19 protein-coding genes are annotated in these 20983 nt (G+C 60.0%); 7 read left to right on the top strand and 12 right to left on the bottom strand.

Going from position 1 to position 20983, the window contains the following annotated elements; all coding sequences use genetic code 11:
- Positions 1 to 2 precede the first annotated feature (2 nt).
- Entirely contained in the window at positions 3 to 944 is a 942-nt protein-coding gene (gene cyoA / locus BFL40_RS20620) for a ubiquinol oxidase subunit II (RefSeq protein ID WP_071485667.1), read from the bottom strand.
- 27 nt (positions 945 to 971) lie between these two features.
- Here cyoA and BFL40_RS34470 point away from each other — a divergent pair, with 27 nt between their 5' ends.
- Positions 972 to 1262 carry a hypothetical protein gene (locus BFL40_RS34470; RefSeq protein ID WP_074851613.1) on the top strand — a complete coding sequence of 97 codons (291 nt, stop codon included), beginning with the start codon at positions 972 to 974 and terminating at the stop codon, positions 1260 to 1262.
- Positions 1263 to 1737: 475 nt separating this feature from the next.
- Here the strand turns inward: BFL40_RS34470 and BFL40_RS20615 are convergent, their stop codons facing one another.
- Together BFL40_RS20615 and hmpA are read right to left on the bottom strand one after the other, a co-directional pair.
- On the bottom strand, positions 1738 to 2244 hold the full coding sequence (locus BFL40_RS20615) for a disulfide bond formation protein B (RefSeq protein ID WP_071485666.1): 507 nt from the start codon (positions 2242 to 2244) through the stop codon (positions 1738 to 1740).
- Between the two features lie 164 nt (positions 2245 to 2408).
- The gene (gene hmpA / locus BFL40_RS20610) at positions 2409 to 3590 is read right to left on the bottom strand and encodes an NO-inducible flavohemoprotein (protein ID WP_071485665.1); all 1182 of its coding nucleotides are present in this window, start codon (positions 3588 to 3590) and stop codon (positions 2409 to 2411) included.
- 147 nt (positions 3591 to 3737) lie between these two features.
- On the opposite strand from hmpA, the gene norR reads away from it, so the two are divergent.
- The gene (gene norR, locus BFL40_RS20605; protein WP_071485664.1) at positions 3738 to 5285 is read left to right on the top strand and encodes a nitric oxide reductase transcriptional regulator NorR; all 1548 of its coding nucleotides are present in this window, start codon (positions 3738 to 3740) and stop codon (positions 5283 to 5285) included.
- Between the two features lie 99 nt (positions 5286 to 5384).
- Here the strand turns inward: norR and BFL40_RS20600 are convergent, their stop codons facing one another.
- On the bottom strand, positions 5385 to 6302 hold the full coding sequence (locus tag BFL40_RS20600; RefSeq protein WP_071485663.1) for a DMT family transporter: 918 nt from the start codon (positions 6300 to 6302) through the stop codon (positions 5385 to 5387).
- A gap of 138 nt (positions 6303 to 6440) precedes the next feature.
- Between BFL40_RS20600 and BFL40_RS20595 the strand changes: the two genes are divergently transcribed.
- Entirely contained in the window at positions 6441 to 7319 is an 879-nt protein-coding gene (locus BFL40_RS20595) for a helix-turn-helix domain-containing protein (protein ID WP_071485662.1), read from the top strand.
- A 4-nt stretch (positions 7320 to 7323) separates the two neighbouring features.
- Here the strand turns inward: BFL40_RS20595 and BFL40_RS20590 are convergent, their stop codons facing one another.
- The 7 genes from BFL40_RS20590 to BFL40_RS20560 form a co-directional block, all read right to left on the bottom strand.
- The gene (locus tag BFL40_RS20590) at positions 7324 to 9822 is read right to left on the bottom strand and encodes a LuxR C-terminal-related transcriptional regulator (protein ID WP_071485661.1); all 2499 of its coding nucleotides are present in this window, start codon (positions 9820 to 9822) and stop codon (positions 7324 to 7326) included.
- 240 nt (positions 9823 to 10062) lie between these two features.
- Positions 10063 to 11421: a DUF1329 domain-containing protein gene (locus BFL40_RS20585; protein ID WP_071485660.1), complete on the bottom strand. Its 1359-nt coding sequence runs from the start codon at positions 11419 to 11421 to the stop codon at positions 10063 to 10065.
- 26 nt (positions 11422 to 11447) lie between these two features.
- Positions 11448 to 13238 (bottom strand): DUF1302 domain-containing protein, encoded by a 1791-nt coding sequence (locus BFL40_RS20580; RefSeq protein ID WP_071485659.1) that lies wholly within the window; start codon positions 13236 to 13238, stop codon positions 11448 to 11450.
- Between the two features lie 626 nt (positions 13239 to 13864).
- Complete coding sequence (locus BFL40_RS20575; protein WP_071485658.1) at positions 13865 to 14776, bottom strand: SDR family oxidoreductase; 912 nt, start codon at positions 14774 to 14776, stop codon at positions 13865 to 13867.
- 132 nt (positions 14777 to 14908) lie between these two features.
- A complete protein-coding gene (locus BFL40_RS20570) occupies positions 14909 to 15811 on the bottom strand; it encodes an alpha/beta fold hydrolase (RefSeq protein WP_071485657.1) in 903 nt (300 codons plus the stop codon).
- A complete protein-coding gene (locus tag BFL40_RS20565) occupies positions 15811 to 16593 on the bottom strand; it encodes a class II aldolase/adducin family protein (protein WP_071485656.1) in 783 nt (260 codons plus the stop codon). The genes BFL40_RS20570 and BFL40_RS20565 overlap by 1 nt, the downstream gene beginning before the upstream one ends.
- Positions 16594 to 16758: 165 nt before the next feature.
- The gene (locus BFL40_RS20560; protein ID WP_071485655.1) at positions 16759 to 17214 is read right to left on the bottom strand and encodes a flavodoxin; all 456 of its coding nucleotides are present in this window, start codon (positions 17212 to 17214) and stop codon (positions 16759 to 16761) included.
- Between the two features lie 128 nt (positions 17215 to 17342).
- Here BFL40_RS20560 and BFL40_RS20555 point away from each other — a divergent pair, with 128 nt between their 5' ends.
- Together BFL40_RS20555 and BFL40_RS20550 are read left to right on the top strand one after the other, a co-directional pair.
- Complete coding sequence (locus BFL40_RS20555) at positions 17343 to 17810, top strand: PAS domain-containing protein (RefSeq protein WP_071485654.1); 468 nt, start codon at positions 17343 to 17345, stop codon at positions 17808 to 17810.
- 59 nt (positions 17811 to 17869) lie between these two features.
- Positions 17870 to 18475 carry a hypothetical protein gene (locus BFL40_RS20550; protein WP_071485653.1) on the top strand — a complete coding sequence of 202 codons (606 nt, stop codon included), beginning with the start codon at positions 17870 to 17872 and terminating at the stop codon, positions 18473 to 18475.
- 2 nt (positions 18476 to 18477) lie between these two features.
- Here BFL40_RS20550 and BFL40_RS20545 read toward each other — a convergent pair whose 3' ends face one another.
- Positions 18478 to 19437, bottom strand: coding sequence for a MerR family transcriptional regulator (locus BFL40_RS20545; RefSeq protein WP_071485652.1), 960 nt, complete (start codon positions 19435 to 19437; stop codon positions 18478 to 18480).
- A 212-nt stretch (positions 19438 to 19649) separates the two neighbouring features.
- On the opposite strand from BFL40_RS20545, the gene BFL40_RS20540 reads away from it, so the two are divergent.
- Positions 19650 to 20207, top strand: a complete 558-nt coding sequence (locus BFL40_RS20540; protein WP_071485651.1) for an antibiotic biosynthesis monooxygenase — start codon at positions 19650 to 19652, stop codon at positions 20205 to 20207.
- 57 nt (positions 20208 to 20264) lie between these two features.
- The gene (gene folM, locus BFL40_RS20535) at positions 20265 to 20975 is read left to right on the top strand and encodes a dihydromonapterin reductase (RefSeq protein ID WP_071485650.1); all 711 of its coding nucleotides are present in this window, start codon (positions 20265 to 20267) and stop codon (positions 20973 to 20975) included.
- Positions 20976 to 20983 lie beyond the last annotated feature (8 nt).

Raw genomic sequence — 20983 nt, 5'->3', positions numbered from 1 at the left:
GTTTACTCCTCTGCCCCAGCAGTTGAATGCGAGCCCGTGTCAGAACCTTCAACCGCGGCCACTTCTTTCTTCTCGTGCTTGACCGGCTTGCCTGGCTTCATACCTTCGTACTTGTCGACGATTTTCTGAAACAGGTCCGGCTCGTACGTGGAGTACAGAGCGACTGGGTTGTTCTGGCTTGGTTTGGTCAGGGCATCGTATTCAGCTTGATCAAGCTGTTTAGGTGCGGCCTTGACTTCGGCTACCCAGGCGTTGAAATCGTCCTGGCTCGTCGAGATCGCTTTGAATTTCATGCCGGTGAAGCCAGCGCCGCTGTAGTTAGCGGAGATGCCTTCCATTTCAGCTTTTTCGTTGGCGATCAGGTGCAGGCGAGTCTGCATGCCTGCCATCGCGTAGATCTGGCCGCCCAGGGCTGGGATGAAGAACGAGTTCATCACGGCGTCGGAGGTGATCCGGAAGTTAAGCGGGGTGTTCTCAGGGAACTTGATCTCGTTGACCGTGGCGATACCCAGGTCCGGGTAGATGAACAGCCACTTCCAGTCCAACGCGACCACTTCGATGTTGATCGGCTTGACGTCGGACTCCAGCGGACGGTACGGGTCCAGCTCGTGGGTCGACTTATAGGTGATGTAACCCAAGGCGATGATGATGAGGATCGGAACCAGCCACACCGCGATTTCGATCTTGGTGGAGTGCGACCACTTAGGCGCGTAGGTAGCGCTGGTGTTCGACGCGCGGTATTTCCAGGCGAAGGCGAAGGTCATGATGATCACAGGCACCACGACCAACAGCATCAGCAGGGTGGCGGTGATGATCAGGTTTCGTTGATCCAGACCGATCTGTCCTTTTGGGTCCATCAAGGTCCACTTGCAGCCTCCCAGCATTAACATCATGCCAAGCAGCGGCAAAAAGCCTAGTAATCGGGGGTACCTGTTTTTACTCATCTCACGACCTCTAAAGCAGCTTGCGCAATGCAGTTGGGTTTTGATCGCCAACACTTCACCCTGCCAAGGGTTGGCATTTCTCTTCGATTGAATAAGAGCCTGCCCGCCACGCCATGTCTGGACGTATCACGGACCTGCGGTGAGTTCTTATTCGATTTCGTGGTTAAAGGCCTTGTTACAGACCAATTCCATTTGGTGCGGAAAGTTGAAAGGCTGCCGGAACCTGGGGTCGCACAGAGCCATCCATCTGCCCCTCGACCGCTCCAATGCTCAAATATTGAACAGCACCGGACATTCAGTGCGGGCGATTGTAGTTAGCTAGCGATGTATAAACCATGTCTTATAAAGAAATAATTTTTATCGATTCCAGCAATAATCCTTCACCATTCCTGCAACGGTTCGCGATGTTATCGCGTTGGATTCTCAACAAAAACCACAAAAATTGCCGTGTTATTAGGCAAAGCGCCACATCCCTTACAGCCTGTAAGGGCATGGCAAACGGATCCAAGTCCCCATAAAACAAGGCATTCGGACATCACCCAAGCGCTGGAACAACGCAAGCTCCGCGGTGTCGCTCGAACGATGAACTGACAGCACAATTTGCGCGTTTGGCGCAAATTTAATGGCCCGATAGCGGGGTCAGAAACGTCCTGCGACAGCTTCCGTGTGACAACATGTCGCACGCTGCGCGCACCTGAAATTGCCCCCCGTCACGTCCCTTTCACAAAATCCCTACAAACAAAAACGCCCCGGCCTTCCCTCAAGGAGGACCGGGGCGTTTCAGTCAACGGGCTCAGGCTTTGCGTTGGCGGTTACGGTAAATGCCCAATGGCACCAGGATCACCGTCAGCACGAACGCCACCAGCGCCCACTGTGCCAGGGACAGGCCAAGGATCGGCGGGTACGGGGTGCTGCAAAAGCCGTCGACCTGGAAACCCAGGGGGAACACCTTGGCCAGGGGCAATTCATCAACAATAGGCTGCAAAACGTCGATGCCGCAGCTGACCTCGGGGAAGAATTGGGTATACACATGATGGCCGGCCGCAGCCACGCCACCCAGGGCGCTGAGCACTACCAGCCCTTCAAAGAAGGTGACCGCGCCTTTGGTGCGCATGGCGGCACCGATGAACGCGAAGACCGCGATCAACAGCAAGGCATAGCGTTGCAGGATGCACAGCGGGCACGGTGCCTCGCCCAACACCACTTGCATATAAAGCGCACCGCCGATCAGCGCCAGGCAGATGATGCCCAGCAACACCAGAAAGCGCCGCTCCCTGCCTAAACGCAATTCGTCACTCATCCCCGTTTCCCTTTGCCTGATTATGGTTGGCCAGTGGCCGCAAGTTTACACACAGAGTGTGGTTTAAACAGAGAGGGGTTAACTGCGGATTAATCAGGAGCAATAGAGGACTAAATGTGGGAGCAAGCCCGCTCCCACATTTTGGAGGGTGTGACCCTTGAGGTTTATTCCAGGGCCGCCGCCGGGCCGAAGAATTCGTAGCGGCTTTGCTGCTCTGGCACCCCCAACGCTTTGAGGTGGCGCTTGATCGCCGCCATGAAGCCTTTGGGGCCCAGGAAGTACGCATCCAGGTCACGCTCTTGCGGCAACCACGCCGCCAATTGCTCCTGGCTCAACAAGCCAACCTTGTCCGCCGCCGGGCTCACACCGTCATCCTCGGCATAGCAATAAAAGCGCTTGAGCTGCGGGTGCTTGGCCGCCAGGGCATCCACCCAATCACGGAACGCATGCACCCCGCCGTTACGGGCGCAGTGGATAAAGTGCACCGGGCGCTCAGTGGCCAAGGCCGCTTCAAGCATCGGCAAAGTCGGCGTGATGCCCACCCCGCCACTGATCAGCACCAGCGGTTTATCGCTGGAGACCAACGTGAACTCACCCGATGGTGGGAACAGGTCGATGGTCGCGCCGACGTGCATCTGGTCATGCAGGTAACTGGACACTCGCCCACCGGCTTCGCGCTTGACGCTGATGCGGTACAGGCCCGCATCGCTCAGGGCCGACAGAGAGTAGTTGCGGCGTACTTCTTCGCCATCAAGCACCAGCTTCATGCCGATGTATTGGCCAGGCGCGGCAGCCAGGATCGGGCCGTTATCCACCGGGGCGAAATAGAAGGAGATGATCTCGTCACTCTCCTCCACTCGCTTGACCAGGATGAACGGCCGCGCACCACGCCAGCCACCTGGAGCCTGGGCTTTCTCGTCGTAAATGGCGGCTTCGGCGCCGATCAGGATATCCGCCAATTGGCCGTAGGCCGCGCCCCAGGCACTCATCACCTCAGGGGTGGCAATCTCACTGCCCAGCACTTCGGAAATGGCGCGTAGCAGGCAGGCGCCCACGATCGGGTAATGCTCGGGCAGGATCTGCAACGCCACGTGCTTGTTGATGATCTTGGCCACCAGATCGCCCAGTTGGTCCAACTGGTCGATGTGCCGCGCGTACATCAGCACACCATTGGCCAAGGCACGCGGTTGATCGCCGCTGGCTTGGTGGGCCTGGTTGAACAGCGGGCGAACTTCTGGGTATTCGGAGAGCATCATGCGGTAGAAATGGGTGATCAACGCTTCGCCGCCGCTTTCCAGCAGGGGCACAGTGGATTTGACGATGGCACGGTCTTGGGCACTAAGCATGGCAGACTCCTGGGTCTTTTTACTGATTGCCCTTACCTACTCAGTATTCGTGCCAACTTATAAACCGTTATTTTTCAATAGCTTAACTATTATGTAGTCAATATAACCTCCTACACTTTATAGTCATAAGGACTACAAGGAGTCATTATGACTGCGCAATCGCTGCTCACCACCCTGCTGCCTCTGGTCGCCGACCTGTCCCGCGAACTGCCCGAAGGCGAGCGTTATCGGCGCTTGCTGCAAGCCATGCGCGCCCTGCTGCCGTGCGATGCCGCCGCGCTTTTGCGCCTGGAGGGAGAATGGCTGGTTCCCCTGGCGGTGGATGGTTTGAGCCTCGACACCCTGGGTCGACGCTTCAAGGTCAGCGAACATCCGCGCTTTGACGTGCTGCTGAGCAGCCCCGGCCCGACCCGCTTTGACAGCGACAGCGAATTGCCCGACCCCTACGACGGCTTGGTCGATGGCCTGCACGGACACCTGGAAGTGCACGATTGCATGGGCTGCCCGCTGTTTGTCGACGACCGGCCCTGGGGCCTGTTGACCCTCGATGCCCTCGACACCGAGCGTTTCGAGCGCGTCGAATTGGATGCCCTGCAAGCCTTCGCCAGCTTGGCGGCGGCCACGGTCAACGTCGCCGAGCGTATCGAACGCCTGGCCTTACGTGCCGAAGACGAACACCAGCGCGCGGAGATCTACCGTCAGGCCAGCGGCCAGCAGCACAAGGAAATGATCGGCCAGAGCAAGGCTCACAAACGCCTGGTAGAGGAAATCAAGCTGGTGGGCGGCAGTGACCTGACCGTGCTGATCACCGGCGAAACCGGGGTGGGCAAAGAGTTGGTCGCCCAAGCCATCCACGCCGCGTCGTCCCGCGCCGATAAGCCGCTGATCAGCCTCAACTGCGCCGCGCTGCCGGAAACCCTGGTGGAAAGCGAGTTATTCGGCCATGTGCGCGGCGCCTTCACCGGCGCGTTGAATGAACGCCGGGGCAAGTTCGAACTGGCCAATGGCGGCACCTTGTTTTTGGATGAGGTGGGCGAGTTGTCGCTGGCCGTGCAGGCCAAGCTGCTACGCGTCCTGCAAAGCGGTCAGCTGCAACGCCTGGGTTCGGACAAGGAGCATCAGGTGGATGTGCGCCTGATTGCCGCCACCAACCGCGACCTCGCCGAAGAGGTACGCAATGGCCGCTACCGTGCCGACTTCTACCACCGCCTGAGCGTGTACCCACTGCAAGTGCCGGCGCTGCGTGAGCGGGGCCGCGATGTATTGCTGCTGGCGGGGTTTTTCCTGGAACAGAATCGCTCGCGTATGGGCCTGGGTAGCTTGCGCCTGACCAGTGATGCTCAAGCGGCGCTGCTGGCCTATAACTGGCCGGGCAATGTGCGGGAGCTGGAACATTTGATCGGACGCAGCGCGCTGAAAGCACTGGGTAACTGTCGCGAGCGTCCGAAGATTCTGAGCTTGAGTGCGCAGGACTTGGACTTGCCCGACGTCAGCGCGCCGCCAGTGATCGAAGCGTTGGCCGAATCGGCCCCCGTCGTCACTGGCGACCTGCGCCAGGCCACCGAGCATTACCAACGCCAGATCATCAGCGCCTGCCTGGAACGCCACCAGCATAACTGGGCCAGCGCCGCCCGTGAGCTGGGCCTGGACCGCGCCAACCTCGGCCGCATGGCCAAACGCCTGGGTCTCAAATAACCCGGACACCTAACGCCTAACCCTCGCGTAGCCGCTGTCGAGCGCCAGCGAGGCTGCGTCGGCCGCACCGCAAATCAAACCGTGTCCTATGCAGCCTCGCTAGCGCTCGACAGCGGCTACGACGGCGACGACAGGCGAAGGTTGGGTAGGCTTGGGCTTACGAAACACCAACACATTGCCCAACATCACCAGCACCAACCCCGCCAGCGCCGGCGCCGTCCACTGATAGCCCTCGGCAAACGCCGACACATTCAACGCCACCACCGGAAACAACACCGTGCAATACGCCGCGCGCTCCGGCCCCATACGGCCGACCAGCGTGAGGTAAGCGGTAAAGCCAATCACCGAGCCCGGAATCACCAGGTACCACAGGGCGCCGATATACCGCGCACTCCAGTCCATCTCAAACGGAATCCCGCGCACCGCGCAATACGTCGCCAGCATCGCCGAACCATACGCCATGCCCCAGGCATTGGTGGTCAACGGCTTGAGCCCGGCCTTCTGTTGCAGGCTCGACAACATATTGCCGGCCGAGAAACACATCGTCCCCAACAATGCCAACCCCAAGCCCAACAAGGTCTGCGGGCTGGCGGTGTGCCCCACCAGTTCCGGCCAGAACAAGAAGCCCAGCCCCAACAACCCAAGTGCGCCCCCCATCAACACGTTACGCGCGACCCGCTGGCCGAAGAACACCCGGGCATTCAACGCGTTCCACAGGGTGGCCGTGGAAAACACCACCGCCACCAAACCACTGGGAATCCACTGGCTCGCGGTGAGAAAGCACATGAAGTTGACGCAGAACAGGCACAGCCCTTGAGCCAGGCAGATCAGGTGCCCGCGCCGGTTCATCACCTGCAATTTGCGGCTGAGCAGCAGCAACACAAACAACACCAACGCTGCCAGGCCGAAGCGATAGACGATCGACACGGGAATCGCCACGACGCCCAATTGCCATTTCAGGGCGATCCAGGTGGTGCCCCAGATCAGCACGGTGAGTAAATACAGGAAAAGGTTCATAGCGGGCTCCGTCGATTGAGCCACAGTGTCACGCGCACGCCCGGGAATGCTCTTGCAGATTCTTGCGCTTTTGTCGGGTGGCAGGATCACAGCGCCCGCCGGGCGGAGTAGGATGCAAGGCGTCGGAGAGTACACACCATGCCAGATCTGGAATCCCTGCAAGTCTTTCAAGCCCTTAACCGCTCGCCCAATGCACGCCTTGAAGCCTGCGCCGAGCTCGGTGACGGCTTGTCTGCGGCGTTGTGGAGCAACCACCACGATGCCCAGGATTACCAGGCGCCCAGCCACCACACGCTGTCTTGCTACATCGGCGGCGGCACCGGCACCTTTCGGCGCGACCAGCCGGGCACCAAGGGCGGGCCTGACAAACTGTGCATCCTGCCCGCCGAGCACCAGTCGGCCTGGGTGATCAACGGTGAAATTCGCCTGGCTCACGTGTATTTCAGCCCGGAGCAATTTGCCCTCGGCTGCGTCACCTTGCTCGACCGCGAGCCGCGCGAACTGCAACTGCGCGAAAGCACTTTTCTCGAAGACGCCAGCCAAGCCCGGCGCTTTCACCAGTTGATCGCCCTCAACTGGCACGAGCCTGCCGAACGTCTGCTGACCAGCAGCCTGGCCCATGAAATGCTCAGCCACACCCTGCTCAGCCAGGTAGGCGCACGCGAAGGGTTACGTTTGAAAGGCGGGCTGGCCGCGCACCAGAGGCGGCTGTTGGTGGAGTACATCGACCACCACTTGGAAGACCCGATCAGCCTCGGGCAACTGGCGGGGCTGTGCGCGCTGTCGGAATACCATTTTGCGCGGATGTTCCGCCAAAGCTTTGGCCTGCCGCCCCATCAATATCTGTTGGCACGACGGCTGGCACGCGCGCAAACCTTGCTGCGCAGCGGCGCCCTGCCCCTTGGTGAAATCGCCTGGATGTGTGGCTTCTCCAGCGCCAGCCACTTCACCCATCGCTTTCGCCAGGCCATGGGTTCAACGCCTGGGGAATACCGTCAAGCGTTCTGCACCCCCTAAACCTTCACCCCCCCATCAAACCCAAGGTCTTCGCCTTCGCCACCGCTTGAGTGCGCCGCTCCACGCCGAGCTTGCTGTGGATGCGCCGCGCGTGAGTCTTGACGGTATGCAGGGAGATAAATAGCCGATCGGCGATTTCCAGGTTGGAGTTACCCAAGGCGATCAACTGCAGCACCTCCAGCTCGCGTTGGCTCAGGGGGTTTTCCGTCACGCCGGTGGGCGACGCCTGTGTCTCCAGGCCCAGCTCACTCAATAGCCCAGGCGAGCGCAAACGCAGCTCGCGAATCGCCTGTTGAACCTGGCAGCGCCCCGCCAGTTCCAACCCGGTTTGCAACGCACGACGGGCCTGGGCCGGGTCGCCCAACTGCCAAGCCACCTCCCCCAGCACCAGTTGCAATTCGGTTTCCAGGCACAGCATGCCGCGTTGTTGGCTGGTCTCCAGCAAGGCATTCAGCCGCGCGAGAGGCTGATCGGCGCAGCCGAGCTTCACCTCGGCCAGCACCAGTAAGTACTCCAGGCGCGGGATCAGCTCCAGTGTGGCCGGCGGCGCCTGGCGAGCCTGCGGCCCCCGGAAGTGGCGCAGAACGCGGCGCACCGCTTCCACCGTCAGTTCGGCACGGCCCTGCTGCAACCAGAAATGCCCACTGACCAACAGCAGCACGGCGCGATACACCGTGTCCGGCACATGGCGTTGCTGCATCAGCCGCTCGGCCTCACGCAATTGAACAAAGGCCTGGGCATAATCGCCGTGGTTGGCGGCCAGCAGCGCCAGGCCAAGAAACCCGTACAACACGCGCTTGTCCTGGCTGTGCAGGCACATCTTCAAACCGGCCTCGAAACACTCGGCGGCCAGGGAGTCTTGCCCTTGGCGCAATGCCAAATGCCCACGCCGCAAGGCGATACGCCCCACCAGCGGCCCGGCCTTGAGGCGCTGCTGAACCAGCATCGCCTGCACATTTTCCAGCAGGCTTTGCGCGCGATACGGTGCGCCGCGTTGTTCCAGGAGTTGGGCGTGGTCCAACTCCAGCAAAGCTTCCAACACCACCGAGCCATGGGCGCGAGCCAGGCATAGGGCTTCGCGGTTCAAGGCTTGGCCCACGTCCAGCTCACCGCGCAGCAAGGCTTGTTGGGTCAGGCCCGACAAGCACATCAGACGCGACGTCCAGGCACTCTCGGGCAAGGCTTGCAGTGCTTCCAAAAAATGCTCGCGGGAGCGCTCGGCATCACCGCCCAAATGCAGCAACCAACCCCATTGCGCCTGCCAGCGCGCCAACAGATGGCGCTGCTGCGCAGCCGTGGGTTGGGGGGCGAACCGAGCCAACTGGTCGATACAGACACCCGCCTGGTCAAAACGCCCGGCAAACAACAACGCCGCTGTGACCAGACCGACCAGTTGCGCCGAGCCGAGCATCAACTCATCGCCATGCTGCTCATGCAGACGCAACAGCAACACGGCGTTCTGCTGGCGAAACAAGTCCTCGAAACTGAAGTGCTGCAACAGGCTCACCGCCACTTCGTATTCTTCGGCCAGCAGTGCCTGCTCAAACGCAGCCTGCCAGTCACGTTCGGCGGTAAACCACTGGCACGCGCGTCGATGCCAGGAGCGCTTGGCTGGCCAAGGTTCATCGCGCATCAATTGCGCCAGGGGCGGGAAGACCTGCAGCCAATCGGCGGTGTCTTCCCATGGTTGGATAAACGCACCGAGCGCCTGCAATTCGCGCAGGTACTGATTACCGTCGCCAGCGCCGAACAGGTGCTCACACACGCTCGGATTGAAACGCGGCAGATGGGCGAGCACGCGCCAAGCTTCAGCCAATTCTGCCGGCAACGTACTGAACAACTCATGCTGCAGGTAATCGAGCAAAGTCTTGTCGGGATGACCGTCGCCGAGCAAGGCAATGCGTACACCGGCGCACCAACCGGCGCTGAACTGCATGACGTTGTCGACGGTTTGCCCGGGGCTTAACAGCTGTTGGATTTCAGCGGGGTTGAAAGACAACTCGCTGCACTCCAACAACTCATCGTCGAGCAACAAGCGCGGCCAATTGCACACCGGCCGCCGCCGCGCCCCCAACCACCAGGTCAGCGCCGGGCTGCTGGTGGTCAGTAAACGGTCGAGCAAGGCGTCCAGTCCGGGGGCAGGCTGACGGCAGAAATCATCGAGAAAAATCCATCCCGTGTTTTGCCAGCGGCTGAGGTCCAGCAACAAGGTGGCTTCATCCACAAAGGGCAGGCCAAGGTTTTGCGCCAACCGCCGGCAGAAGTCGGAGGGGCTCAGAACAATGCCATTGAGTGGCAACCAATAGACTTGGCACCCCATCGGCGCCAGCAATGCACACTCGGCAAGCAACGCGCTCTTGCCACTGCCGCCCGGCGCGCAGAGCAACTTCACCCTGGTGGGCGCCGCAAGCAAAGGTTCGGTCAAGCGCGGGCGCAACAAATGGTGGGCGGACAGCCGTGGCATGAATCCAGGACGGTCCAGGAGGCGTGTCATGGCGGTCATTGCTGCATCCTGCTTCTTATTGTTATGCAACCTGACGCCTACCCTAGTCCTGTGGTCAGCGATTGTTGAAGAAGTATTCAGCACAATGATTGAAGGGCATTAATTCCAAAGACAGAACACGGATAAATGTGGGAGCTGGCTTGCCTGCGATGGCGGTGGGTCAGAGACAAATGCAAGAACTGACCCACCGCCATCGCAGGCAAGCCAGCTCCTACAGTTGGATTGCATTTCAAGTGAGGATCAGCGAACGCCCTCGGACCTCAGCGCTGCCGGGGTGTAATCCGCCGCCTTGGCCGCAAAGCCGAACACGAAACTGCGCTTCTCCTCGTTTTTCATGCCCAAGGCGATGTAGCGCCCGGCGATGATGTCGTACAGGGTCTCCACGGTATAGGCCGGCACCTGGTGGTCGTAGTAGAACTGCGCGTGCCCTTCGGCGACACGCCACAGTTGGCCACGGCCGTCATAGTGGTCTACCAACGCGACTTGCCAGCTGTCTTCGTCGATGTACATGTGACGCTTGGCGTAAATATGCCGCTCACTCGGCTTGACGGTGCCGACCACTTCCCACACCCGATGCAGCTCGTAGCGGGTCAGGTCCTGATTGATATGCCCAGCCTTGATGATGTCGTCGTACTTGAGGGTCGGCGAATCCAGCTTGTAGCTGTTGTAGGGGATGTACATCTCTTTCTTGCCGATCAGTTTCCAGTCGTAGCGGTCCGGGGCGCCGGAGAACATGTCGAAGTTATCGGTGGTGCGCAGGCCGTCGGAGGCGGTGCCCGGGCCGTCATAGGACACTTGCGGCGCACGGCGCACACGGCGCTGGCCGGCGTTGTAGATCCAGGCCAGGCGCGGCTCCTTCACCTGGTCGAGGGTCTCATGTACCAGCAGCACGTTGCCCGCCAACCGCGCCGGGGCCGTTACCGATTGCTTGAAAAAGCTCAGCACGTTGGCCGCCTTGGCCTGGTCGATATCAGGGATGGCTTGCGGTACCGCCACTTCTTCTTCAAAGCGGATCGGCGTGTAGCTGCCGTTGGTCTGCGGGGTGGCCTGGGTGATGATGCGCCGCAGGTTGCCACCGTGGTAACGGGTGATGTGGTTCCACAGCACCTCCACGCCATTCTTCGGAATCGGGAACGCGTAATAGCGATTGCCAGTGAAGTTTTCCAGACCGTTACCGTCGTTGATCGCGTGCACGTTCAGCGCACTGCGCTTGATCGACTCGTAGATCTCCGGTGGCAGGTTGACCGTGCGATGGGTGGGGTACACCGGAATCTTGTAGGTCTCAGGGTAGCGTTTGAACATCGCCACCTGGCCTTCGGAGAGCTTGTCCTTGTACTTGTCCACGGTGGCGGCGGTGATCACGAACAGCGGCTTTTCATTGGCGAAGGGGTCGGCGAGGAAGCCCTTGCTGTCCACCGCACCGGCGTTTTTCGGGATGCCGCCGGTCCAGGCCGGGATCGAGCCATCGGCGTTGCCGGCTTTTTCGGCGCCGACGGGGGTCAGGGTGGTGCCCAGCTTGGCAGCTTCTTCAGGCGACACGGCGGCCATGACGTTAGCAGCCAGTAAACTCAGGGCCATCACTGCAATTATCTTACGCATAGGTTCTTGTCCTTCTTTAAGCCAGATCAGAAGTTCACGCCGAAGCTGAGGGCGATAAAGTCGCGGTCGGTCAGGGTGTTGTAGTCACCGCCAAAAAAGTCGGTGTAGCTCAGGCTCGCGGTGTAGGTGTTGCGGTAGTCCGCATCCACGCCGACGCTGATCGCCTTGGCGCCTTCATTGAAGATACCGTTAGGCCCGTAGCCGCTGACGTCATGGGACCAGGACAGGTTGGGCTTGAGGTTCACCCCGGCAAACACGTTGTTGTAATCAAGGATCGCCCGCGCGCGATAACCCCAGGAGTTGGCGGTGACGAAACCGTCGGTATCGCCTTGGAACCCGTAGGCGCCGAACACCGAATCGCGGCCGTAACGCAGTTTGGTTTTGGCTTCGAGCCCGCCGACGTGCACAAAGGCCGCTTCGCCTACCAGGGTCAGACGCTCAGCGCCCAATACCTGGTCGAAGAACTGGGTCATGGTGCTCTGGATCTGGGTGATTTCCTTGCGGCGGTAGCCCGCGTTGTCGGCACCAAACGAACTGCTGATCGGTGAGGCGGTGTTGCCTGCAATCGGGTTGACCAGGGCCAACGTCAAGTCGGTGGTGTTGAGTTGCACCGGCGCATTCGGCCGGTAGCTGATTTCCCCGGTCCAGGCCGTTCCGGTGGGCAAGGTGGTGGAGAAACTGGCACCGTACAGGCGAATGTCTTCGGGGTAATCGAGGTAGTACTGGCCACGACCGAGCATGGTGCTTTGGGCCAGGCCCGACCCGGTGCCGGGTGCAATAGCGTTGGCGGTGCTGACGATGCGCCCGATGGTAGCGAGGTTGGTGTTGGCGGTAATCGTGCCCACGGTGGGCGTGCGGCTGTGGTAGTTCATGAAGTACAGGCCGTACTCGGTGTCATCGCCGAGCCAGCGCAACGCCGCGCCGAACTGGCCGCCGTCGCGGGCATCACGGTCTTTGGCGCGTTGCACCACGACACCTTCACGCGTGACCTGGAAGCCCTGGCCGAATGCTGCGGCCACCGGTTGCAACGGCGCAATCGCCGGGCTGCCGACGGTGTAGTTGCTGTTACAGCCATGGGCCACCACGTCGTTACCGAAGAAGGTGCCGCAGTTATCCACTACGGTGTTTTCCCAGTTCAGTTGGTAGAAACCTTCCACCGACAATTGGTTGGTCAGGCTCTGGGAGGCAAACAGCATGTTGACCGGAATCAGCCCTTCCTTGATCTCTGCACCAGGACGGCGAAAGGCCGAGACGTCGATGGGGTTGATGCTGTTGATCGAGTTACCGATAAACGTACTCTCGCCCCAACTCACCACTTGCTTGCCGACACGCACGTTGCCTGGCAGGTCGCCGATCGAATAGTTGTGGTAGATGAATGCATCCAGCAATTGGTAGCCGGAGGAGCGTGCGCCTTCGTCGCGATGGTCATTGCTGATCGGCTTGAACTCGCGGTTTTCGTCCTGCAGTTCGAAGTCATACCAGTACTTGCCGCGTACAAACACACCGCTGTCGCCGTACTTGAGCTCCAGGTCGTGAATACCCTTGAAGATCTTGGAGAAGGTCTCGCCCTTCTTGAAATTCAACCGTCCGTCATCCCCGGTGGATGCCTGCCCTGTGCCGCCGTTGGGAATGCCCACCAACTTTTTATCGGCATCACGCATGCCCCAACTGGCGCCGACCGACAGCGAAGAATCGAATTGCCCTTCGATCTCGCCAATGTTGAACGAAACAGCCTGTGCCTGGGCACAGCTCCCCAACGCAACCGCCACGGCGAGCGCCTGTGGCGTGAAGATGGCGCGCATTGTTGTTTTTGTCATGCGTCTTCCCCGGTGAGTGACAGAAGGCCCCACCCTACTGCCGCTTGTCGGGAGGGATAAGCGCACCAAGGAGGTATTCGCGTTGTCGCTCGAAAGGATTAACAGGCCCTTTGGCCGGGGTTTGGGCGGGGCCATGGATCGGGTAGATGGGCCGTTATCAGGGGAATGGATCGCACCACCCTGAACGCTCGTGCCCACGCTCTGCGTGGGAATGCCGCCCGTGACGCTCTGCGTCCCCCTTACACAGACCTTGAACGTTGTGCGGCCCTGGACGCGGTGCGTCCGAAGAGGCATTCCCACGCGGAGCGTGGGAACGATCAACCTGAAACTGTTGCTGATTTAGTAACAGTCCTTGTCTTGAACCGCTATTACTCATCTTGTTACAAGCGACTATTCTTACCGGGCTTTCAGGGCAAATGGCCCGCCGGCGCAAATGCCGGAAAAGTCCGATTCCAATAGATTGGCCTGTTGTATCAATCTATTACCGCTGTTCACTGACGTTGATTTGTCGCTCCTTGATCCAACGTCTTACTTCGGCCGCTGCCTTTGCAGCGGCCTTTTTTATGCCTGCAATAAAACGGGGCGCCATCAGCGCCCCGTGGGATTCACTAGCGTTCAAGCAACGATCAGAGGCTGAACCTCTGCAAGTTGGCCATCATCTCCTTCAAAGCCTCGATATTGTCCTTGGGGTGAGCAGCGCCTTCGAAGTCGCAAATCTGCGCCCAATGCGCCGCCACATCGTCCGGCGAGAAGCCGGCCTCAGGATCAAACCCCACCCCCAGGCTTCGCTCCCAGCGGGTCTTGCCGATCCAGCCGCCACCGACTTCAAACAACCCAGAGGTTTCCTGGCAGGCTTCACTGCCCAAGTACACCACCAGCGGACTGACCAGCTCCGGCTTGAGGCGCTCGAACACTTGAGGCGGAATCAAGCCCTCGGTCATGCGCGTGCCACCGGTGGGGGCAATGGCGTTGACCAGAATATTGTTCTTGCGACCCTCCAGCGCCAGGGTGCGGGTCAAGCCATAGAGGCCGAGCTTGGCCATGCCATAGTTGGACTGGCCGAAGTTGCCGTAGATGCCCGAGGTGGACGCGGTGAAAATCACCCGGCCATAACCCTGCTCGCGCAGATGCGGCCAGGCGGCGCGGGTCACTTTGTAGGCACCTTCGACATGCACCCGGTAAACCAGGTCCCAGTCGCTGTCGTCCATTTTGTGGAAGGTCTTGTCCCGCAGGATGCCGGCGTTGTTCACCACCACATCGACGCGCCCGAAAACATCGAGTGCGTTCTGCACGATCTTGTCGCCATCGGTGACGGAGTCATGGTTGGCCTCGGCGGTCCCGCCCAGCTCACGAATCTGCGCGACCACCCGATCGGCCGCCGAAGCATTGGCGCCCTCGCCCTGGGTTGAGCCGCCGAGGTCGTTGACCAGCACTTTGGCCCCGTGTTTGGCGAACAGCAGTGCATGGGCCCGGCCCAACCCGCCGCCGGCACCGGTGACGATCACGACCTTATCCTGGAACTGCACTGACTCACTCATACCGAACTCCGCTGGCGACAATGGGAATGGGTTGAGTGTCAGGCACACAGCCTTTGGTCACAATAAATACGGCCAAGGCTGAATGGTGCACGATAAGGCAGCAGGATGATTACCCCGTCAGGAGCATGCGGCTCAGGAATACGCGACGCGCGGAGCCGGCTGGCCAATACACTCGCGAAACGCCAGGTAGTGCTTGAGCACCTGCACCGGCGCTTCGATCTGCGGGTAATGGCCAATATTGGCCAGTAGCACCGTATCGGCATGAGGCACCAACTGGTGATAACGCTCCACCATATGCGCACCCGAGATCGGGTCGACCTCACCGTCGATCACCCGCAGCGGCACTTGGTCACGCTGCATCGCCGCCACCCAACGGTCGCGCAGGCGGCGGCGCTGGGGAATGTAGGCAATCAACTTGTGCAAGATGCGCGTGCCTTCATTGCAACTGATCAGGCTCCAGAAATCATCGAGGGCGCTTTCGCTGGGTCGTGTGTCCGGGCCGAAAATCTGGTTGAAACTGTCCGACAAGGCATTGCGCCCAAAAGCGCGGCCGATCATCCAACCCAGCGGGCTGAGCAACAGTTTTTGCACCAACGCCGGGCGATGGGTTTCCGGGAATAGCCCACCATTGAGAAACACACAGCTTGCGATGTGGAAGCGCCCTTCGTAATGGCGGGCCAGTAATTCCTGGGCGACGCTGTCGCCATAGTCGTGGGCCAACACATGCACCGGCTGCACTACCCGCAAGTGTTCGAGCAGCGCTTGTTGCAGGTCCGCCTGTTCCAACAGGCAATAGTCGTGATCCAGCGGCTTGGTCGAATCGCCAAACCCCAACATGTCGCAGGCGATCACCAGATTGTGCTGGGCCAGGGGCCGCCACAGGTAATGCCAGTCCCAACTGGCAGTGGGGAAGCCATGGATCAAGAGCAGGGGCTCGCCCTGCCCGGCCACCCAATAACGGATCGTGTGGCCACGAAAGACGAATGTCTGACCGCGTTTGCGCCAGGCGCTGAGCGGGATTTCGGCGAGTGGCATCAGTTTTTATACCCGGGGTCTTGGCTGTCCAATTTACGCAGCAGCGCCGGCCAGGCCAGCGCGCCCCCCATACCTTGGGCGCTCTTTGTGACAGCCGCCACCATCGCCTTGGCGCCGGCAAGTATCTGCGGCCCAATGGCGATCAACTCAACCCCACCGCTGTGTGCCAGCACCTGGATATCGCAGGCGCGCTGGAACGTGAACATCATCAGGAACGTGTCGGCGATGGTGCCGCCACAGGTCAGCAGACCGTGGTTGTGCAACATCAGGAAGTTGTTTTCGCCCAGGTCCGCCTGCAAGCGGGCCTTTTCTTCATGGTTCAGCGCCACGCCTTCGTAGGCGTGATAAGCCAGGCTCGACAGTACGAATATCGATTGCTGGCTGATCGGTAGCACGCCCTGCTTCTGCGCAGAAACGGCAACGCCGGACGCTGTGTGGGTGTGCACCACGCAGGCCACGTCGTGGCGTACTTCGTGGATGGCGCTGTGGATGGTGTAGCCCGCAGGATTGATCTCGTAAGGGCTGTCCATCAGTTTGTTGCCGGCCTGGTCGACCTTGACCAGACTCGACGCGGTGATCTCGTGGAACATCAACCCATACGGGTTGATCAGAAAGTCATCGGTGCCCGGCACTTTGGCCGAAATATGGGTGAAGATCAGGTCATCCCAACCATGCAACGCCACCAGGCGATAACAGGCGGCCAGGTCGACGCGGGTTTGCCATTCGGCGGCACTGACCTGCTCTTGGACATTTTGTGGCGATAGAACCGGGGCTAGGCTCACGGCAACGACCTCCCTGACGTGCTTTCTTATTGTTTTATGGGTGAGGGGCCAGTCTAGTCAGACGCCGCGGCGCATGTAGTTGCCTTCGCAGCCAGCTTGATGACCGAGCGAGTCAGCCATGAGAATAGTCCAAGTCGCGTCAGAGAAGCGCCGCCAATATCCCGGTCAACCGCGCAGTGCAGCGACCAACTCAGCCAGCCACGGTTCGGCGTCGGATTCAGGGGTGACGCTTTCGCTGGCGTCCAGGCGCAGCATCGGCAGCACTTCGCGCACGCCCAACTCGCCGAACAGCTCGCGCATCTGCTCGCCGCCGCCGCAGAAGGTATCGCCGTAACTGGCGTCACCGAGGCCGATCACCGCGCCGGGCAGGCCGCGCCAGGCGGAAGGCAGTTGGTCACGAATCGCCGAATACAAAGGTTGAAGGTTGTCGGGCAGCTCACCCATGCCGGTGGTAGAAGTCACCGCCAGAAACGCCTCGGGGGCAAAGGCCTGCACGTCGGCCAGGGTGGCGCGAGGGTTGTGCCAGGCTTCAAGACCGGCCGCGTTGAGGATGCCGGCGGCGTGGCGGGCGACTTCTTCAGCCGTGCCGTAGACCGAGCCGGAAAGAATGGCGACTTTCATCAATCTGATCCTGTAGTTGAGCGAAAGCGTGGGATATTAGCAGTTGGCGCAAATATTTCGGCGCACGCCGTGCAACATTCAAGACATGCCATAAACTCCAAGCGCCAAAACAAGCCATGGATCGCTCAATGATTAACGCCAAGCTGATGCAAATGGTCGTCAATGCCTCCAACGACGGTATCGTCGTCGCCGAACGCGAGGGCAAGAACAAACCGTTGATCTACGTTAACCCGGCCTTCGAGCGCCTGACCGGCTACACCCTGGACGACATCCTTTATCAAGACTGTCGCTTCCTTCAGTCGGGTGACCGTGACCAGCCGGCCCTGATAGCGATTCGTGAAGCGCTAGGCAGCGGCGGACCCTGCCGGGAAATCCTGCGTAACTACCGCAAGGACGGTACCCACTTCTGGAACGAGCTGTCGCTTTCAACGGTTTACAACGAGGCCGACAAGCAGACGTATTTCGTCGGTGTGCAAAAAGACGTCACCACCCAAGTGAAAGCGCAGCAGCGCGTCGCACAATTGGAAGCGCAAGTGGCCGAGCTTAAAAACGAGCTGGCGGCACTCAAGGCGACGAGCGGAGTTAACAAACTGTAAAAAATGCGGTCTTTAGAGTGATAATGGCTTTTTAATGTCTCATCTGTTGAGCTACATCAATGCACCGCAACACACTACTGACGCAGGACGAACTGGATTTTATCCAGGACATGCAGCACAACCCGCAGCTCAACCTGCGGGATGCGTGGTCGAGCCTGACCGTCAATGGCGGTGCGCAGATACGCGATTTGCTCACTCGACTGGCCGCTCACGACCACGTCACCATCCAGGCGCAGTTCGACAACCAGCAACTCACCTTCCCTCTGCACTTGGTGGAAGATGAGTTTCATGCGGTGCATTTGCGTTTGGGGGTGCCGAGCATTTTTGAGGACGGGCCGATGATCCGTCCATGGCGCCTGGCCCTTGAAACACCGGTGGCGTTGGAAAACGTCAAGGGCAACCCTGGCGCACTGTGGGTGCATGAGGTGTCATTCAAGGGTGTGCTGGTGGAGATTCGTGGCCGGGTCAAACCGCCGAAAACCTTTTCCCTGTGGTTCAGCCCTTCCGGTTACGAGCGCATTGCGCTGCGCGGCACACTGGAGCGGGAGACTGCCCGGGGATTGTTCGCCTATCGCTTGAGCCAGAGTGATGCCGATGAAATCGAGCGCCTACGCCAGTTCATCCTGCATCAGCACCGCCTGGTCCACCCACATGTGCACGCCTGATATCAGGTATCCAGCCGCCCGCTGAGAAACTGCTGCAAGCGGCGCTGCATCAGAGGCCCTTCATTGCCCAAACAACCGATGGCGGATCCCGCCAAGTCGTCCTGCGCCAAGTCCGAAGCTGCACCGGCGAGGAACAGCGGGCAATCCAAAGTCAGCGCCAAACGGTTCAGACGCCCATGCAGGTCATGGTTGTGTGAATGGTTGGAGAAGACAATGAGTGCCTGGGGATGCATCTTTTCACAGACCAGCGTCAATTCATCGAAGGGCTGCCCCATCCCCAGCACCTTGACGGCCAAGTCATCCCGACTCATCAACAGTGCAGCCACCAGCAATTCCAGTTTACGGCACTCGCCGGGCATCGCCGCCAACAATACCCATGGCACCGGCGAGACGCGCGCCAGTTGCAGACGCTGCAAGGCGCGTACACGCAGAAAAGCGTCGAAGAACAGCCACTCACTGGCTTGGCCGAAGCGACCTTGATGGCGTAACAAATCGTGCCAGAGTGGCATCAGGATGCCCTGAAACGCGACGCTGATGGGGTACGTAGCAAAAATCTGACCGTACAGGCTCTCCAGCTGGCGCTCATCGAACGCACTGATGGCACTCTTAAGCCGACCTCGCCACTGCGGCCATTCACTGCCCTCAAGCGAATGCCCCTCAGCGCGAACGGCTTCGGCCTGCTGCTCATCACGGGCGAGAATCTTGCCCACTTTGCTCACAGCAACGCCCCGTTCAATCCAATCAAGAATGCGATTGACGGTCTCGATATCGGCTTTGGAGTAGAGGCGATGCCCACTTTCGGTGCGCGTGGGCTGGATCAGGCCATAACGCCGCTCCCAGGCGCGCAGGGTAACCGGGTTGATACCTGTCAATCTCGAGACTTCACGAATCGGAAACAGCTCGCCGGAATCAGCAAGGCTACCGTGGGCGATTTCTTGATCTGGAGCAGTAATTTCGGGCATCAGAGGTCGGAAACATCCGTGTAAATGTGGATCCCATTTAACGCTTTTACGCTTGTCCTTTTCAAGGTCTCCACTCTTCAGACCAATGTCACTGGCGTATTTCATCAAAACAGGAATAATCCTTGCCTGTTTTTACATAGCGGCCCTACCCCGCCGCTATGTTCGTGCGCCACCTACCCGGTTCAGCGCACCCGTATATTTGGAGATACACAATGTCTACCTCTCCCGTCACCTTGATGGTTGCGCGCCGTGTGGCAAAAGGTCGCTATGAAGAATTGATGGCCTGGTTGCGCGAAGGCGAGCAATTGGCCACTGACTTCCCCGGCTACCTGGGCTCAGGCGTACTTGCACCGCCACCCAATGATGATGAATTCCAGATCATCTTCCGCTTCGCCGACGAAAAGACCCTGCATGCCTGGGAGTTCTCCGCCTCGCGCAGCGCCTGGTTGAGCCGTGGCAGTGAACTGTTTGCCGATCCGTCCGAGCATCGCGTCAGTGGTATCGATGGCTGGTTTGGCGCCATAGGCGCGCGACCGCCGCGCTGGAAACAGGCCGTGGCGATCTGGCTGGCGTTTTTCCCGGTGTCGCTGCTGTTCAACTTCGTCCTGGGGCCGCTGCTCAGTGAGCTGGACCTGTTCAGCCGCGTGCTGGTCAGCACCCTGGCGCTCACACCGCTGATGGTTTACCTCTTTATTCCGCTGTCGACACACCTGCTGGCTAACTGGCTACACCCCGCGCCGACTCGCAAGGTCACCGAAGCCGCCGCTTGAGTACAGGGGCGACCGGTCGCTGGTATAGTTTCAATCTGCCAGCGACTTGAGCCTCCCATGACTGCAACGAACGCCCCGATCCTGATCACCGGTGCCGGCCAGCGTGTCGGCCTGTATTGCGCCCAGCGCCTGTTGGACGAGGGCCACTCGGTGATTTTCAGCTACCGCAGTGAACGCCCCGGCGTGCAGGCATTGCGCGAGCGCGGCGCGGTCGGCGTGTTTGCCGATTTCTCCAGCGAGTCGGGGATTCTTGCGTTTATCGCTGAACTGAACAGCCAGACCCAAAGCCTGCGCGCGATCATCCACAACGCCTCGGCGTGGATCGCAGAAACGCCGGGCGACGAAAGCCGTGCCTTTACCGACATGTTCAGCGTGCACATGCTTGCGCCGTACCTGATCAACCTGCATTGTTCACCCTTGCTTCAACGTTCTTCACCTGCCGATATCGTGCACATCAGCGATGACGTGGTGCGCAAGGGCAGCCGCCAACATATCGCCTATTGCGCCACCAAGGCCGGGCTCGACAGCCTCACGTTGTCGTTTGCCGCGCAGTTCGCGCCGCTGATCAAGGTCAACGGCATCGCCCCGGCGATGGTGATGTTCAATGAGGGCGACGACGCGGCCTACCGCGCCAAGGTTCTGGCCAAGTCCGCACTGGGCATCGAACCCGGGCCCGAGGTGATCTACCAGAGCGTGCGTTACCTGCTGGATAACCCTTATGTCACCGGTACCACCCTGACCGTCAACGGCGGGCGGCATATCAAGTAAGCCGTTTG

The organism is Pseudomonas costantinii (assembly GCF_001870435.1).
GTDB classification, from domain to species: Bacteria; Pseudomonadota; Gammaproteobacteria; order Pseudomonadales; family Pseudomonadaceae; genus Aquipseudomonas; species Aquipseudomonas costantinii.
Note: the sequence above shows the minus strand (reverse complement) of the source record. Positions and strands in the feature narration are given on the sequence as shown.